This window comes from Streptomyces rishiriensis (genome assembly GCF_030815485.1).
GTDB classification, from domain to species: domain Bacteria; phylum Actinomycetota; class Actinomycetes; order Streptomycetales; family Streptomycetaceae; genus Streptomyces; species Streptomyces rishiriensis_A.
This window is the reverse complement of record NZ_JAUSWV010000002.1, coordinates 1,352,903-1,368,005: the sequence shown is the minus strand read 5'-3', so window position 1 is coordinate 1,368,005 and position 15,103 is coordinate 1,352,903. Positions and strand designations below refer to the sequence as shown.

Genomic DNA, 15,103 nt, shown 5'->3' with positions numbered 1-15,103 from the left:
GTAACCCGCCAGTAACGTCACTTGTGTGGTGACACGAGTGAACCCACCGTCGCTGGACCGCACTTCGCCACCGACGCACCCCAGCACGGACCCGCGCCTCGCCCCGACGCCGTCCGAAGGCGTCCGTGTACGCGTGCTGCGCCTCGTGCACGGCGATCCGCGGGCCGCCGCGGAACTCGTCGCGCGGCTGACCGAACGGCAGGCGGCAGGGCTCGATCCGCTGCCGGCCGAACCCGCCGACCTCGCCCCCGAGACGCTGCGCGCCCACCGCCGTGAGGTCCGCGCGCTGCCCGACGGCACCCGGCTGGTGCTCCTGCTGGCGGCCGCCGACCAGTACCCGGTGGCCACCCACGCCTTCCTGCGCGCCGTCGCCGCCGCCCGCCTCGACATCCGGCCCCTCGAGGCGGCCGAGGCGGCCGGCATCGCCTACGCCACGGTGGGCGGGGTCGGCTTCCGCGACGCCTGGACCCGGATCGCCGCGTACGAGACGGCCGCCCCGGACGACCGGCGCGATGCCCACCGGCTGCTCGCCCGCGTCCTGCACGGCCCGGCGGAGAGGCCCCGGCGGTCCTGGCACAGGGGCGCGGGCGCCCTCGGCCCCAGCGCGCGGCTCGCCGCGGAGCTGGCGGCGGCGGCCGACCGGGCGCGCGCCGCGGGCGACCCGGCGCTCTCGGGCGCCCTCGCCGAACGCGCCGCCGCGCTCTGCGCGGACCCGGGCGAACGGTCCCGGCTCCTCGCCCACGCGGCGACCGACGCCTGGCACCGCGGTGACGGCGACCGGTCCCGCACCCTGGCCGCCCGCAGCGACGCCGACGCCCTCACCGGCGTCCTCGCGCTGCGGACCGGGCACGCGGAGGAGGCGTTCGACGCGCTGCTGGCCGGGGCGGCACGGGCGGCACGGGCGGCCGGGGTGCGGCCCGTGCCCGTTGACCCGCCACCGGCGCGGAGTGACACCCCCACGGCTTGCTCCGTCACCTCCTCCGTGCCGTCACGCGCGCCCGGCGGGGCGGCGCGTTCCGCTCCCACCGCCGCCGTCACCCACTTCCTGGCCCGGGCCGCCGAGGCCGCCGTCTACACCGGCGATCTGCGTCGATGCCGTGAAGCGGCGCTCCTGGCAAGGCAGTTGGGCGTCGAGCCGCCGGGAGTGCTCGGCGGGATCGCCGCGGCCGTCGACGGACGGTACGAGGACGCGCGCGACCTGCTGGAAGCCACCGCGGGACGGTGCGGTCCGGGCGGCGACCCCACCCTCCTCCTGCACGCCGGCATCGCCGCCCTGATGCTCGGCGACCACACCCGCGCCGCCACCGCCACGGTCCGGGCGGCCGCCGCGGCCCGCGCCCGGGGCGTCACCGCCGCCGTGTCCCAGGCCATGGAGTTCCGCGTCTACGCCGACTTCTGGACCGGCCGCCCGCGCGCCGCCGAGGCCGCCGCGCTGGACGCGCTGCGTCAGGCGTACGCCACCGGACAGGACAACGGCGCCTGCCACCTGCAGGCCGCCCTGGCGATGTTCGCCGCGCTCACCGGTGACGAGAACCTGTGCCGGGAGCGGGCCGCGGCCGCCCGCTCCCACGCCCTGGCCCACGCCCTGGGCCTGCCCGCCGCCCTCGCGCAGTGGGCGCTGGCCTTCCTCGACCTCGGCTCCGGCCGCTACGACGCCGCCGCGGCCCGGCTGCGCGCCCTCGCCGCCGCGGGGCCGGGCCACGGCCACCCGGCCATCCGCCACCTGGCCACCCCGCACTACGTCGAGGCCGCTGTCCGGACCGGCGAGACCCGCGTGGCACGTGCCGCGCACGCCGGCTACGACCGCTGGGCCCGTGCCGTCGGCAGCGCCGACGACCTGGCGCTCAGTGCCCGCTGCCGGGCGCTGCTCACGCCGGGCGCCGACGCCCTCGAGCACTACCGCGCGGCCCTGCGGCTGCACGGCGAAGGAACCCGCGCCTTCGAACGGGCCCGTACCGAACTGCTGTTCGGCAGCGCCTTGCGCAGGCTGCGCCGCCGCCCGGAGGCCCGCGACCGGCTGCACAGTGCCATGGCGGCGTTCGAGTCCTTCGACGCCCCGCACTGCGCCGAGAGCGCCCGCGCCGAACTGCGGGCGCTGGGCGCCCCCGCGGCCCCCGCCCGCGGTGACCGGCGCGGGACGGCCCACCTGACCGCCCAGCAGCTCCTGGTCGCCCGGATGGCGGCCGACGGCGCCACGAACCGCGAGATCGCCGCCCGCCTCGCCCTCAGCCCCCGCACCATCGACCATCATCTGCGGGGCGTCTTCACCCGTCTCGACATCCGCTCCCGCATCGAACTCGTACGGCTGCTCGCGGACGCGGACGACGTCTAGAACCCCGCACCGGTCCGCTCCCGGAAGGCCTCCGCCTCCCACGTCCCGTCCAGCCGTGGCGCCAGCCAACCCGGCGCCCGTGTGCGGAAGTCGGCGGGTGCGAGAGCGCCGACCCCGGACGGCAACGCGCCCAGCAGCGGGGCCCCGGCCACCTCCGGCAGATCCACGACATTGCAACGGGACGCCAGATCGGGGGACTCCGGCCAGCCGCCGATCACCACGCCCAGCAACTCCACGCTCCGACGCCGCAGTTCACGAGCCGTCAGTTCCGTCGTGTTCAGCGTGCCCAGGCCCGCCGTGGCCACGACCAGCACCGGCGCGCGCAGCAGCTGAGCCGCGTCGGCCAGCGACCCGCCCGCCTCGTCGAACCGTACGAGCAGCCCGCCCGCACCCTCGACGAGCACCAGGTCGTGCTCGACGGCCAGTTTCTGCGCCGCCTCCGCCACGTGCTGCGGCCGCACCGCCGCCATACCCGCCCTGCGCGCCGCCGTCGCCGGGGCCAACGGCTCGGGGTAGCGGGCCAGTTCGGCCGTCGTCACCGCGCCCGCGAGCCGGGCCACCTCGTCGGCGTCCCCGCACTCGTCCGCTCGTACGCCGGTCTGCGCGGCCTTGAGGACGGCCACCGACCGCCCCGCCGCGAGCGCCGACGCGGCGATCGCGGCCGTCGTGACGGTCTTGCCGACCTCCGTGCCCGTCCCCGTGATCACCAGGATCGGCATGTTCATCCCTCCCGCGCCGCGGCGCACACCGCGCGCGCGATGCGTGTCACGTCCGCGTCACCGGTGACGTACGGCGGCATCGTGTAGATCAGATCCCGGAACGGCCGCAGCCAGACGCCCTCGCGCGCGGCGGCCCGGGTGGCGGCCGCCATGGCCGCGTCGTCGAGGGGCCGGTCGAGCTGGACGACGCCGATCGCGCCGAGGACCCGGACGTCCCGTACCCCCGGAATCTCCACGGCCTCCGCGAGCCCGTCCCGCAGTCCCGCCTCGATCCGCTTGACCTCGGCGAGCCAGTCCTGCCCCAGCAGCAGCTCGATCGAGGCACAGGCGACGGCCGCGGCGAGCGGATTGCCCATGAACGTCGGACCGTGGGCCAGGACCGGCACCTCGCCCCGCGAGATCCCGTCGGCCACCCGGGACGTGCACAGCGTCGCCGCCATCGTCAGATAGCCGCCGGTCAACGCCTTGCCGACGCACATCACATCCGGCGTCACCGCGGCATGCTCCGCCGCAAACAGCGCACCCGTGCGCCCGAACCCGGTCGCGATCTCGTCGAACACCAGCAGCACGTCGTGCGCGTCGCACGCCTCGCGCAGCACCCGCAGGTAACCGGGGGAGTGGAACCGCATGCCGCCCGCGCCCTGCACCACCGGCTCCACGATCACCGCGGCCAGCTCGTCGGCGTGCCGCTCGATCGCCTCGCGCAGCAGCTCGGCGTACGCCTCGTCGAACTCCGCCGGAGGCGCGTCCACGAAGAGCTGCCGGGGCAGCACCCCGGTCCACAGGTCGTGCATCCCGCCCTCGGGATCGCACACGGACATCGGCTGCCAGGTGTCCCCGTGGTAGCCGCCGCGCCAGGTCAGCAGGCGTCGTTTGGCGGGGCGGCCCAGCGAGCGCCAGTACTGGAGGCACATCTTCACCGCGACCTCGACGGACACCGAGCCGGAGTCGGCGAGGAAGACATGCTCCAGACCGTCGGGCGAGATGTCGACAAGGAGCTTCGCCAGGCGTACGGCGGGCTCGTGGGTGAGCCCGCCGAACATCACATGACTCATCCGGCCCAGCTGCTCGCGTGCGGCCTCGTTGAGCACCGGGTGGTTGTAGCCGTGGATCGCCGACCACCAGGACGCCATGCCGTCGACCAGGTCACCCGAGCCGTCAGCCGGCCGCAGCCGTACCCCGCTCGCCGACTCCACGACGAGCGGTTCGACCCGCCCGGGCATCGGACCGTACGGATGCCACACATGCCGCCGGTCGAGCTCCAGCAGCTCGGGCACCCCGAGCCGGGCCGGCTCAGGCATTGGGCGCGAGATCGGTGCCGGCGCCACGGCGGCGTACGGCGACCAGGTCCGTACGGGCCTCGCCGACCGCAGCGGCCGTGACCGTGGCGGCGGCCGGGGTCACGGCGGGGGCGGAGCCGCACACACCGCCGCCCTCGTGCGAGCCGCAGCCGGAGTCCTGGTGCGAGCCGCAGCCGGTCCCGTCGTGGGATCCGCAGCCGCCGCCCTCGTGGGACCCGCAGCCCCCGGCCGCCGTGGCCCGGTGCTCCGGCAGGGTGACCTGCTCCGCGCCCTCCACCTCGAACCCGGCGTCCGCGATCATCTCCAGGTCGGCCTTGCCGGCCTGGCCCTCGGTCGTGAGGTAGTCGCCCAGGAAGATCGAGTTGGCCAGGTGCAGGGCGAGGGGCTGCATGGTGCGCAGATGGACCTCGCGGCCACCCGCGATGCGCACCTCGACGTCCGGGCAGACGAACCGCACCATCGCCAGGATGCGCAGACAGCGCTGCGGGGTGAGGTTCCACTCCTTGGCGAGCGGGGTGCCCTCGACCGGGATGAGGAAGTTGACCGGGACGGAGTCCGGGTCCAGCTCGCGCAGCGAGAAGACGACGTCCACCAGGTCCTCGTCGGACTCGCCCATGCCGGCGATCAGACCCGAGCAGGCCGACAGACCCGCCGCGTGCGCCTTCTGCACCGTGTCCACCCGGTCGGCGTACGTGTGCGTGGTCGTGATGTCCCCGTACGTGCCCTCGGACGTGTTCAGGTTGTGGTTGTAGGCGTCGGCGCCCGCCTCGCGCAGCCGTTCGGCCTGACCGTCGGAGAGCAGGCCCAGACAGGCGCAGACCTCGACGCCCTCGTTCTGGTCCTTGATCGCCTTGATGGTGCCGGCGACCCGGTCCACGTCACGGTCCGTCGGACCACGCCCGGACGCCACCAGACAGACCCGTTTGGCCCCGCCGGCCAACCCGGCCGCCGCCGCCTGGGAGGCCTCCTCCGGCTTGAGCCAGGTGTACTTCAGGATCCCGGCCGTGGAGCCGAGCCGCTGGGAGCAGTAGGAGCAGTCCTCGGGGCACAGCCCCGACTTGAGGTTGACCAGGTAGTTGAGTTTCACCCGTCGCCCGAACCACTGCCGGCGCACCCGGCCGGCCGCGGCCACCACGTCCAGCACGTCGTCGTCGGAGGTGGCCAGCACGGCCAGCGCTTCCTCGCGGGTCGGCAGCTCGCGCCGAAGCCCCTTGTCCACCAGCGTGTTCAGCAGGTCCATGAGAGCCGATCCTGTCCTACGCACCCGCTCCGGGCCAAGGTAGGGATCACACAACACACCGGGTTCGACGTGTGGGTATTGCCACACCGTGGGTGGGCGGCCGGGCCGCTAGTGTCTGTCCGCTACCTACAAAAGCCCGGAGGACCCATGGCGTTCGGCTGGATCGACGAGCAGGCGGAGCTGCGGCGCCGGGCCGGACTCGTACGGACGCTGCGGCCCCGCCCGGCCGACTCGCCGCTCCTTGACCTGGCGAGCAACGACTACCTGGGCCTCGCCCGCCACCCCGAGGTCACGGAGGGCGCCGCGGCGGCCGCCAGGACCTGGGGCGGCGGCGCGACCGGCTCGCGGCTCGTCACGGGCACCACCGAGCTGCACGCCGAGCTGGAGCGGGAGCTCGCCGAGCACTGCGGCTTCGAGGCGGCCCTCGTCTTCTCCTCCGGATACGCGGCCAACCTGGCCGCGGTCACCGCGCTGGCCCCGCACGGGTCGCTCATCGTCTCCGACGCGGGCAACCACGCCTCGCTCATCGACGGCTGCCGGCTGGCCCGCGGCACCACCCAGGTCGTCGGGCACGCCGACCCGGACGCGGTGCGCAAGGCGCTCGGCACGCACGAGGGCCCGGCCGTGGCCGTCTCCGACACGGTCTTCTCGGTCGACGGCGACGCCGCCCCGCTGGCCGCCCTGGCGGCCGCCTGCCGCGAGTACGGCGCCGGGCTGGTCGTCGACGACGCCCACGGGCTCGGCGTGCTCGGGGACGGCGGGCAGGGCGCTCCGTACGCGGCGGGTCTGGCGGGCGCCGACGACGTCGTCGTCACGGTGACGCTGTCCAAGTCGCTGGGCAGCCAGGGCGGCGCCGTGCTGGGTCCCGCGCGGGTGATCGGGCATCTGGTGAACGCGGCCCGGACGTTCATCTTCGACACGGGCCTGGCCCCGGCGGCGGCGGGCGCGGCGCTGGCCGCGCTCCGGCTGCTGCGCCGGGAGCCGCGGCGCGCGGCACGCGCGCGTGCGGTGGCGGCCGAGCTGCACGCGCGCCTGACGGCCGCGGGCCTGGCGGCGGTGCGTCCGGACGCCGCGGTCGTCTCCGTGCGTGCGCCGTCCCCGGAGGGGGCCGTGCGCTGGGCGGCGGACTGCCGGTCGGCAGGCCTGGCCGTGGGCTGCTTCCGTCCTCCCTCCGTGCCCGACGGCATCTCACGCCTCAGGCTGACCGCGCGTGCGGACCTCTCCGGGGCCGAGCTGGAACGCGCTGTACGGGTGATCGGCGAAACACGACCATGAGTCGGCGTGACACGGCCGTGGACCGCCCCTGACGGTTGCGGTGCGGTCAGCGGGCCCGCGAGAACGCGGCCGTGAAGCCCGACCAGCTCTCGGGGGAGAAGAGCAGGGCGGGTCCGGCCGGGTCCTTGGAGTCGCGTACGGCGAGCAGGCCGGACCATGGGCCGGAGCCCGGCCGGGCCGTCTCCACGCAGTTGTTCGCTCCCGTGCTGTAGCTGCTGCGCAGCCACCGCACATCCGGGAGGTGATCGGGATCGGTACTGGAAGGTACGTTCCGCGGGGGTGCGGACATGGTGCCTCCTTACGCGCCGTCGGCTATCGCGGCGATGTAATCCGATGAGTCCCCGGGCGAAAGGGCGTGCGCCCGAAGGACGTTGAAGGCCTCGGTGTAAGCCTGGAGGTCTTCTTTCCGTTCGAGATAGAGGCTACTCGTCAAGTGGTCGAGAACAACCACGTCCAGATCAGAAGTGCGCGAAAATGAAAAGATAACGAAAGGGCCAGTTACCCCGATGTGCGCTCCGGCGGCGAACGGCAGCACCTGGAGCCGAACCTGGGGCAAGCGGGCGGCCTCCACGAGCCGGCCGAGCTGTCGTGCCATCACCTCGGGCCCGCCCACCTCCCGCCGCAGGACCGCCTCGTCCAGTACCGCGCGCAGTTCCAGCGGCGGCTGCGCGCGCAGCACGTCCTGGCGGGCCAGCCGCACCTCGACCAGGGTGTCGAGCTGATCCTCGTCGCCCCCCTCCACGGCCGCCCTGGTCACCGCGCGTGCGTACTCGGGCGTCTGCAGCAGCCCCGGTACCACCGTCGTCTCCAGGGTGCGCATCGCGCTCGCCTGGGACTCCAGACTGATGAAGTCCCGGTAGGCGGGCGGCAGCACCCCGCGGTAGGCGTGCCACCAGTGGTCCCGACCGCCGCTGCCCTCGGCGCCCGCCAGCGCCGTCATCAGCTCCCGCAGCTGCGGATCGGCGACACCGTAGGCGTCGAGGAGTAACCGCACATCGGCCGGTTTCGATCCGCTGACACCCGTCTCGATGCGGCTCACCTTGGACTGGTGCCAGCCCACGAGCCGGGCCGCCTCGCCACTGGTGAGCCCCGCCTGGGCACGAAGATTGCGCAGTTCGGCGCCCAGCTTTCGGCGGCGCACCGCGGGACCGTGCTGCATGGACTGCTCCTTACTCCTATCGGGCCGGCCAAATAGGCTCTGCCGTCGCAGAGTTCACCGCATCGGGCGACAGATATATGCATATCTCGGTGGATCCCACCCGTGACCGGCGCGGTAATGGCAGTCTGGCGGAGAAGCACCAGTCCGGGACCGTACTCGAACGATCCGCACCGTGTCGGGCTCCCCGGGAAAGGGACGACGTCGCCATGGCAGATCACCTGGAAGCATCCGTCACTCTGCCGAGCGATCCCGCCTCGGTCTCCACGGCCCGCGTCTTCGTGGCCGGCGCCCTCGGAGAATGGGGACTGCCGGCGGACGCGGAGATGGCCGACGCCGTCCGGCTGATCGTCTCGGAACTCGCCACCAACGCCGTACAGCACACCTTCGGTCAGTCACCCACCTTCACGGTGGACCTCGTCCTCGACCGTGACGAACACCTGCGCGTCGGGGTCACCGACAGCCACCCGCGTTTCCCCAAACGACTGCCGGCCGCCGTCCAGCAGGACAACGGCCGAGGCATGGTGATCATTCGCTGGCTGACCGCGGAATGCGGCGGCAGGCTCCGCGTGCGGCCCACCCGGGAGGGCGGCAAGACGGTCACCGTCGAGCTCCCGTGGGCGGTCCCGGCCGCGGAGCCGGTGACCGGCGTCCTGACGGCCCCGGCGGAGGGTGAGCTCCCGGGGCGGTGAAGGCGCGTCAGGACGCCCCCACCGCCCCGGGAAAACCGGCCCGTGACCCGGCCGGGCCCAGGCCGTGTCCGCAAGGTCCCGCCCGGCTCGCGACGCCCGGCACGCACGCTCGCCGCGTTGTCGGGATCGCCCGGGTGCACCCGGTACGAGGCCGACCTCCGCCTTGCGATCGCACGCACCCGACGCCGAGAGCCCTGCCCTCCGGGCAGACGGCGCTACCTCGCGGACCCGACTTAGCGGACCCTGCCGTACCAGACGCTCTTGGTCCAGATCTTCTGGAGCTTCACCACGTCACCGGTCTTCGGCGAGTGCCAGATCTTGCCCTTGCCCGCGTAGATCCCGACGTGGTAGACGTTCGAGCCCGAGTGGAAGAACACGAGGTCGCCCGCCTTGCGGCTGGACGCCGAGATGTGCTTCGTCTTGTTGTACTGCTGGGCCGCCGTCCGGGGCAGGCTCTTGCCCGCCTTCTTGAACGAGTACAGCGTGAGCCCGGAGCAGTCGAACCTCTTCGGCCCGGTGGCCCCGTACTTGTACGGTGCACCCTTCTTCGAGGCCGCGATCTGGAGCGCCTTCGTCGCCGGTGTGGCGGCCGCGGCGTCGGGGGCGAGCCCCGGGACCACGACCGAGCCGCCCACGGCGGCGATGGCGAAAGCCGAGGCCGTACCGGCCCGGGCCATGAGCGACGGGACACGATTGAGCGCAGTCATGCGCAACCCTTCGTCAGCCGCCTGTGAAGGATGACCTGTCGGATTCGGGCTGGCGAAGTTGCCCGGCCGCTGCTGCGGCTTCACCCCAAGGGCTGCTCGGTCCGGCGCCTCTCCTGTGAGACAACCGTTCCGGCGACCCGTCGTGCTTGGGTCCTCCACTCCTGCCGATGCACTCCTGTCGACCGGTCATCCGGGCGGCGGCAGGACTCGGCGTCCGCCCGGACCGCCCCGCGCCGCTTGTGGCGGGGGCTTGTCGTCAGTCAGGGATCTTGGCTCACCGATGTCCGAAAATCCCAACGGAACCGGGGATTTGTGGGGTTACTCACCACTCACCCGTTCGGGTGGACACCCTGATGGGCGATCAGGTGTCAAGGCGCCCCAAGGGCTCCCACCAGCGGCGGAGCCTCATATTCCGCCCGATGAGCGCCCTTTTGCGCAACCTGGGAGGGTCCGGGGAAGCAGCAGACGCTCCGCTGAACGGGGGTACCTCTTCTGGGTCGTTTCAACTCCGGTCGCGTCGTCGCCTCCTGGGCGTGAGCGGTCCGGACGGGGGGCGGACGGGCCGGGTCAACTGTCGGAGAGCGGAGGCAGCGTGAGGCGCGCGGTACGGCGCTCCCCGTCCGGGACGCGCAGCGCCCGCGCGAGCGTCGGCGCGCGCAGCTCGACTGGTGCGGACCGCCGCGCCTCGGCGGCCGGCTCGGCCCGGATCGGTCCCGGCTCCAGCCGGGCCCCGGCAGTACCGCCCCGGGCCCGGCGCGGCCCGCCGGGCCGGCGTGAGCGCGGGCCGGTCGCCGCCGCTCCCGTCGAAGAACGACACGGGGCGCAGCAAGGTCGTACCGGCGCCCGGCGGCACCCACCGGCCGATCGCCCCGACCGGCCCCGGCGGCATCCGCGGCGCCGAGGCCGCCCCGGGGAACGGGTTTCCGAGGAGCATCACCCCGAACGACACGGCTCCGATGCCCGGCGTGCCCGGCAACGCGGCGCAGCCCCCGCCACCGCCGCGCTCACCGCCGACGTCGACAGCCGCAGCACCGCGGCCTCCGCCCACCACTCACCGGTGAGCACCCCCGGCCGGCGCGAGCACCGCACGGATCCCGCGCAGGCCCAGCAGGGACGCCACCGCGCCAACCGCGATCCGGCGGGGGCCGGCGGGGGCCGGCGGCAGCACACCCGGGACGAGGGCCGACCCGCGCCGGTCGGCGGCCGGAGCCGCCACCACGTCCACGGTCTTCCCGGCGGTGCCCGAGGCGGCCGCCTGCCGGGCGACCGCCTGCTGGAGCAACTGGGCGACGGGCGGACTCGCGGCCGAGGCGGTCAGCCGTTCGAGTCCCCCGGTCGTGACGTCCACCGCGCCGTATACGGTCCCGTGGACGCCGCGCCACGCCGAGCTGTCGGCGATCCCGAGCGAGGGCTGCCGGGGTGTGCGGGAGGCGTGGGGGCGGATCGTCGTCGCCTGCCAGCGGGCCGGGACGATGCGCTCCGACGTGGTGCCCGACCATGTGGCCCGCACGGTGATCGCCGCCGTGCCGGGCATCCTCGTCCGGCAGCCGCTGTACGGGCCCGTCCCGGTGGAGGTGCTGCGTGCCGGGCTGCGCGCATCGGTGAGCGTGTCGCCCCCGCTGCCGGGGGCCTGAACGGATCACAGCTCGGTTAACTTGCTCGAAATGCGGTCCAACTAGCCTGCCGATCCATGCCACCAGGGTCTTTCCCCCGTGGCCGCGGCAACCGGGCCCCGCACGGTCCGGAGCGAGGATGTGAGGTGGGACGTGCAACTGACCCCGCACGAGCAGGAGAGGCTGCTGATCCACGTGGCGGCCGATGTCGCCGAGAAACGCCGGGCCCGCGGGCTCAGGCTCAACCACCCGGAAGCCGTGGCCCTCATCACGGCGCACATCCTCGAAGGCGCGCGGGACGGCCGTACGGTGGCCGAGCTGATGTCCTCCGGCCGCAAACTGCTCACCCGCGACGACGTCATGGAGGGCATCCCGGAGATGATCCACGACGTCCAGGTCGAGGCCACCTTCCCGGACGGCACCAAGCTCGTCACCGTCCACGACCCGATCGTCTGAGGGGGCCGGATGATTCCCGGAGAGATCCTGTTCGCCGCGGACCCGGTCGTCTTCAACGAGGGCCGCGAGGTCACCCGGCTCACCGTTCTCAACGCCGCCGACCGGCCCGTCCAGGTCGGCTCCCACTACCACTTCGCCGAGGCCAACCCGGGTCTGGAGTTCGACCGCGCCGCCGCGCGCGGCCGGCGGCTGAACGTCGCCGCCGGCACCGCCGTGCGCTTCGAACCCGGGATCCCCGTCGACGTCGAACTCGTCCCGCTCGCCGGCGCCCGCGTCGTGCCCGGTCTGCGCGGGGAGACCGGAGGTGCCCTCGATGCCTGAGATCTCGCGTGCCGCGTACGCCGACCTGTTCGGCCCGACGACCGGCGACCGTATCCGGCTCGCCGACACCGACCTGCTGATCGAGATCGAGGAGGACCGCTGCGGCGGACCGGGCCTCGCCGGTGAGGAGGCGGTCTTCGGCGGCGGCAAGGTCATCCGTGAATCCATGGGACAGTCCCGCGCCACGCGCGCGGACGGCACGCCCGACACGGTCATCACGGGTGCGGTCGTCGTCGACCACTGGGGCGTGGTGAAGGCCGACGTCGGCATCCGCGACGGGCGCATCACCGGTATCGGCAAGGCCGGCAACCCCGACACGATGGACGGGGTCCACCCGGACCTGGTCATCGGCCCGGAGACCGAGATCATCGCCGGCAACGGACGGATCCTGACGGCCGGCGCGGTCGACGCGCACGTCCACTTCATCTGTCCGCAGATCGCCGACGAGGCGCTGTCCGCCGGGGTCACCACGCTGGTCGGCGGCGGCACCGGGCCGGCCGAGGGCTCGAAGGCGACCACCGTGACGCCCGGGCCGTGGCACCTCGCGCGGATGCTGGAGGCGATGGAGCAGTACCCGCTGAACATCGGCTTCCTCGGCAAGGGCAACACCGTCTCGCAGGACGCCATGCTCTCGCAGATCCGGGGCGGAGCGCTCGGCCTGAAGCTGCACGAGGACTGGGGTTCGACGCCGGCCGTCATCGACGCCTCGCTGACCGTCGCCGACCGGACGGGCATCCAGGTCGCGATCCACACGGACACCCTCAACGAGGCCGGGTTCGTCGGCGACACGCTCGCCGCTGTCGCCGGGCGCGGCATCCACGCGTACCACACCGAGGGCGCGGGCGGCGGGCACGCGCCGGACATCATGACCGTGGTCTCCGAGCCGCACGTGCTGCCGAGTTCGACGAACCCCACGCGGCCGTACACGGTGAACACCGCCGAGGAACACCTCGACATGCTGATGGTGTGTCACCACCTCAACCCCGCGGTCCCGGAGGACCTGGCGTTCGCCGAGTCGCGGATCCGGCCGTCGACGATCGGCGCCGAGGACGTCCTGCACGACCTCGGGGCGATCTCGATCATCTCCTCCGACGCGCAGGCCATGGGCCGGGTCGGCGAGGTCGTCCTGCGGACCTGGCAGACGGCGCACGTCATGAAGGGGCGCAGGGGGCCCCTGCCGGGCGACGGCCGGGCGGACAACCACCGGGTGCGCCGCTACATCGCCAAGTACACGATCAACCCCGCGCTCGCCCAGGGCCTGGCCCGCGAGATCGGCTCGGTCGAGGGCGGCAAGCTCGCCGATCTGGTGCTGTGGGAGCCGGCGTTCTTCGGCGTCAAGCCGCACCTGGTCATCAAGGGCGGGCAGATCGCGTACGCGCAGATGGGCGACGCCAACGCCTCCATCCCGACGCCGCAGCCGATCCTGCCGCGTCCGATGTACGGGGCGATCGGCCGGGCGCCCGCGTCGAACTCGTTCAACTTCGTGGCGCCGCTCGCGATCGAGGACGGCCTGCCGGAACGGTTGCAGCTGGGCAAGAGGTTCGTGGCCATCGACTCCACGCGCGGGGTGACCAAGGCGGACATGCGGGAGAACGACGCCCGGCCGCGGGTCCAGGTCGACCCCGACAGTTTCGCCGTGCACATCGACGGTGAGCTGGTCGAGGCGACACCGGCCGCCGAACTGCCCATGGCGCAGCGTTACTTCCTGTTCTGACCCGGTGTTCCGATGCCGTGCCGATCTCTGTTCTGAGGACGTCGATGTGACAAGGGCCGCACTGCTCGTCCTGGCCGACGGCCGTTTCCCCGCCGGAGGACACGCGCACTCCGGCGGGGCCGAGGAGGCCGTCCGGGCGGGACGGATCACCGGCGCGACGAGCCTGGAGGCCTTCCTCTGCGGGAGGTTGCACACCGCCGGGCTGGTGACGGCGGCGCTGGCGGCCGCCGCCGCGGCCGGCGCGGACCCGGCGGAGCTGGACGCGGCGGCGGACGCCCGCACCCCGTCCCCGGCGCTGCGGCTGACCGCCAGGAAGCTGGGCCGGCAGCTGATGCGGGCCGCCCGGGCGACCTGGCCGAGCGCCGAACTCGACGCTCTGGCCCGCGCGTTCCCCAAGGGGGCTCATCAGCCCGTGGTGTTGGGACTGACCGCGCGGGCGGCCGGACTCGGGGCGGCGGACGCGGCGTACTGCGCGGTCTACGAGAGTGTGAGCGGACCGGCGACCGCCGTGGTGCGGTTGCTCAGCCTCGACCCCTTCGAGGCGACAGCGGTGCTGGCCCGGCTGGCGCCGGAACTGGACCGGGTGGTCGACCGGGCGGTGGCGGCGGGGTCGGCCGTCCCGACGGCCGGGGCCGACGCGCTGCCGGCGGCCTCGGCGCCGCTGCTGGAGATCGGGGCGGAGGTGCATGCCGCCTGGCCGGTACGGCTGTTCGCCTCCTAGCGCCCGCGGCGCAACCGCTGCCGGCTGCAGCCGCCCCCGCCGCCTCTTCTCACCCCTTCCCCTTCCCCTCCTTTCGCTTCCCCTTCCGAGCCGGGGGCGTTGCCCCCGGACCCCCGTTCGGCCCTGAAACGGGCCTCGTCCGCAGACGCCGGACGGGCTGACCTGAGGAGCCGTAGCCATGCATCTCGACCACATCCACGAAGGACCCGCCGCCGTCGGCGCCGACGCCCGTCGGGGCGACGGCTCGCGGCGCGCCCTGCGCATCGGCCTCGGCGGTCCCGTCGGCTCCGGCAAGACCGCCACCGTCGCGGCGCTCTGCCGCTCGCTGCGGGACGAACTGTCCCTCGCCGTCGTCACCAACGACATCTACACGCGGGAGGACGCCGAGTTCCTGCTCCGGGAAGCGGTGCTGCCGCCCGAGCGGATCACGGCCGTCGAGACGGGCGCCTGTCCGCACACCGCGATCCGGGACGACATCTCCGCCAACCTCGAGGCCGTGGAGGATCTGGAGGACGAGGTCGGGCCGCTGGACCTGATCCTCGTCGAGTCCGGTGGGGACAACCTCACCGCCACCTTCTCCAAGGGTCTCGTGGACGCGCAGATCTTCGTCATCGACGTCGCGGGCGGTGACGACATCCCACGCAAGGGCGGCCCCGGCGTCACCACCGCCGACCTGCTCGTCGTCAACAAGACCGACCTCGCGCCGTACGTCGGCTCCGACCTCGCCCGGATGGCCGCCGACGCCAAGGCGCAGCGGGCCGAACTCCCCGTCGTCTTCCAGTCGCTGCGGAGCGAGGCAGGTGTCGCGGACGTCGCCGCGTGGGTGCGGGCGCAGTTCGCCGCCTGGACGGCGTGA

The 15,103-nt window shown here is 73.8% G+C and carries 16 protein-coding genes and 1 riboswitch; of the genes, 9 read left to right on the top strand and 7 right to left on the bottom strand.

All coding sequences use genetic code 11. From position 1 onward, the window contains the following. The first annotated feature begins 25 nt into the window (after positions 1-25). A complete protein-coding gene (locus tag QF030_RS08440; RefSeq protein ID WP_307162034.1) occupies positions 26-2,332 on the top strand; it encodes a helix-turn-helix transcriptional regulator in 2,307 nt (768 codons plus the stop codon). On the opposite strand, the gene bioD is transcribed toward QF030_RS08440, so the two are convergent. The 3 genes from bioD to bioB are packed head-to-tail and all read right to left on the bottom strand — an operon-like array spanning position 2,329 to position 5,592. Continuing rightward, the gene (gene bioD / locus QF030_RS08435; protein ID WP_307167510.1) at positions 2,329-3,051 is read right to left on the bottom strand and encodes a dethiobiotin synthase; all 723 of its coding nucleotides are present in this window, start codon (positions 3,049-3,051) and stop codon (positions 2,329-2,331) included. The genes QF030_RS08440 and bioD overlap by 4 nt on opposite strands. Positions 3,052-3,053: 2 nt before the next feature. After that, entirely contained in the window at positions 3,054-4,352 is a 1,299-nt protein-coding gene (locus QF030_RS08430) for an adenosylmethionine--8-amino-7-oxononanoate transaminase (protein ID WP_307162033.1), read from the bottom strand. Further along, positions 4,345-5,592 (bottom strand): biotin synthase BioB, encoded by a 1,248-nt coding sequence (bioB, locus tag QF030_RS08425; RefSeq protein WP_307162032.1) that lies wholly within the window; start codon positions 5,590-5,592, stop codon positions 4,345-4,347. Before bioB ends, QF030_RS08430 begins: the two co-directional genes overlap by 8 nt. Positions 5,593-5,739: 147 nt before the next feature. On the opposite strand from bioB, the gene QF030_RS08420 reads away from it, so the two are divergent. Then, positions 5,740-6,867 (top strand): 8-amino-7-oxononanoate synthase, encoded by a 1,128-nt coding sequence (locus tag QF030_RS08420; RefSeq protein ID WP_307162031.1) that lies wholly within the window; start codon positions 5,740-5,742, stop codon positions 6,865-6,867. Positions 6,868-6,913: 46 nt separating this feature from the next. On the opposite strand, the gene QF030_RS08415 is transcribed toward QF030_RS08420, so the two are convergent. Next, entirely contained in the window at positions 6,914-7,156 is a 243-nt protein-coding gene (locus tag QF030_RS08415) for a DUF397 domain-containing protein (protein WP_307162030.1), read from the bottom strand. Positions 7,157-7,165: 9 nt separating this feature from the next. Then, the gene (locus QF030_RS08410) at positions 7,166-8,026 is read right to left on the bottom strand and encodes a helix-turn-helix domain-containing protein (protein WP_307162029.1); all 861 of its coding nucleotides are present in this window, start codon (positions 8,024-8,026) and stop codon (positions 7,166-7,168) included. Between the two features lie 206 nt (positions 8,027-8,232). Between QF030_RS08410 and QF030_RS08405 the strand changes: the two genes are divergently transcribed. After that, positions 8,233-8,715, top strand: a complete 483-nt coding sequence (locus tag QF030_RS08405) for an ATP-binding protein (RefSeq protein WP_307162028.1) — start codon at positions 8,233-8,235, stop codon at positions 8,713-8,715. Between the two features lie 233 nt (positions 8,716-8,948). On the opposite strand, the gene QF030_RS08400 is transcribed toward QF030_RS08405, so the two are convergent. Further along, positions 8,949-9,422, bottom strand: a complete 474-nt coding sequence (locus QF030_RS08400; RefSeq protein WP_307162027.1) for a C40 family peptidase — start codon at positions 9,420-9,422, stop codon at positions 8,949-8,951. Positions 9,423-9,425: 3 nt separating this feature from the next. After that, a riboswitch (cyclic di-AMP (ydaO/yuaA leader) is annotated at positions 9,426-9,604 on the bottom strand. 869 nt (positions 9,605-10,473) lie between these two features. Next, on the bottom strand, positions 10,474-10,770 hold the full coding sequence (locus QF030_RS40550) for a hypothetical protein (RefSeq protein WP_373428749.1): 297 nt from the start codon (positions 10,768-10,770) through the stop codon (positions 10,474-10,476). On the opposite strand from QF030_RS40550, the gene QF030_RS08390 reads away from it, so the two are divergent. The 6 genes from QF030_RS08390 (at position 10,760) to ureG (ending at position 15,103) form a co-directional block, all read left to right on the top strand. Then, the gene (locus tag QF030_RS08390; protein WP_307167855.1) at positions 10,760-11,056 is read left to right on the top strand and encodes a hypothetical protein; all 297 of its coding nucleotides are present in this window, start codon (positions 10,760-10,762) and stop codon (positions 11,054-11,056) included. The two genes, QF030_RS40550 and QF030_RS08390, sit on opposite strands and share 11 nt — an antisense overlap. A gap of 132 nt (positions 11,057-11,188) precedes the next feature. Further along, positions 11,189-11,491, top strand: coding sequence for an urease subunit gamma (locus tag QF030_RS08385; protein WP_028807144.1), 303 nt, complete (start codon positions 11,189-11,191; stop codon positions 11,489-11,491). Positions 11,492-11,500: 9 nt separating this feature from the next. Next, complete coding sequence (locus QF030_RS08380; protein WP_307162026.1) at positions 11,501-11,812, top strand: urease subunit beta; 312 nt, start codon at positions 11,501-11,503, stop codon at positions 11,810-11,812. After that, positions 11,805-13,526, top strand: coding sequence for an urease subunit alpha (locus tag QF030_RS08375; protein WP_307162025.1), 1,722 nt, complete (start codon positions 11,805-11,807; stop codon positions 13,524-13,526). Before QF030_RS08380 ends, QF030_RS08375 begins: the two co-directional genes overlap by 8 nt. Positions 13,527-13,572: 46 nt before the next feature. Further along, the gene (locus tag QF030_RS08370; protein WP_307162024.1) at positions 13,573-14,247 is read left to right on the top strand and encodes an urease accessory protein UreF; all 675 of its coding nucleotides are present in this window, start codon (positions 13,573-13,575) and stop codon (positions 14,245-14,247) included. 178 nt (positions 14,248-14,425) lie between these two features. Further along, positions 14,426-15,103, top strand: coding sequence for an urease accessory protein UreG (ureG, locus tag QF030_RS08365; protein ID WP_307162023.1), 678 nt, complete (start codon positions 14,426-14,428; stop codon positions 15,101-15,103).

What these genes read in the sequence shown, in the direction of transcription:
- QF030_RS08375 (WP_307162025.1), top strand. Translation starts at nt 11,805, where the DNA reads ATGCCTGAGATCTCGCGTGCCGCGTACGCCGACCTGTTCGGCCCGACG.
- ureG (WP_307162023.1), top strand. Translation starts at nt 14,426, where the DNA reads ATGCATCTCGACCACATCCACGAAGGACCCGCCGCCGTCGGCGCCGAC.
- QF030_RS08400 (WP_307162027.1), bottom strand. Translation starts at nt 9,422, where the DNA reads ATGACTGCGCTCAATCGTGTCCCGTCGCTCATGGCCCGGGCCGGTACG.
- bioB (WP_307162032.1), bottom strand. Translation starts at nt 5,592, where the DNA reads ATGGACCTGCTGAACACGCTGGTGGACAAGGGGCTTCGGCGCGAGCTG.
- QF030_RS08430 (WP_307162033.1), bottom strand. Translation starts at nt 4,352, where the DNA reads ATGCCTGAGCCGGCCCGGCTCGGGGTGCCCGAGCTGCTGGAGCTCGAC.
- QF030_RS08415 (WP_307162030.1), bottom strand. Translation starts at nt 7,156, where the DNA reads ATGTCCGCACCCCCGCGGAACGTACCTTCCAGTACCGATCCCGATCAC.
- QF030_RS08410 (WP_307162029.1), bottom strand. Translation starts at nt 8,026, where the DNA reads ATGCAGCACGGTCCCGCGGTGCGCCGCCGAAAGCTGGGCGCCGAACTG.
- QF030_RS08405 (WP_307162028.1), top strand. Translation starts at nt 8,233, where the DNA reads ATGGCAGATCACCTGGAAGCATCCGTCACTCTGCCGAGCGATCCCGCC.
- QF030_RS08420 (WP_307162031.1), top strand. Translation starts at nt 5,740, where the DNA reads ATGGCGTTCGGCTGGATCGACGAGCAGGCGGAGCTGCGGCGCCGGGCC.
- QF030_RS08380 (WP_307162026.1), top strand. Translation starts at nt 11,501, where the DNA reads ATGATTCCCGGAGAGATCCTGTTCGCCGCGGACCCGGTCGTCTTCAAC.
- bioD (WP_307167510.1), bottom strand. Translation starts at nt 3,051, where the DNA reads ATGCCGATCCTGGTGATCACGGGGACGGGCACGGAGGTCGGCAAGACC.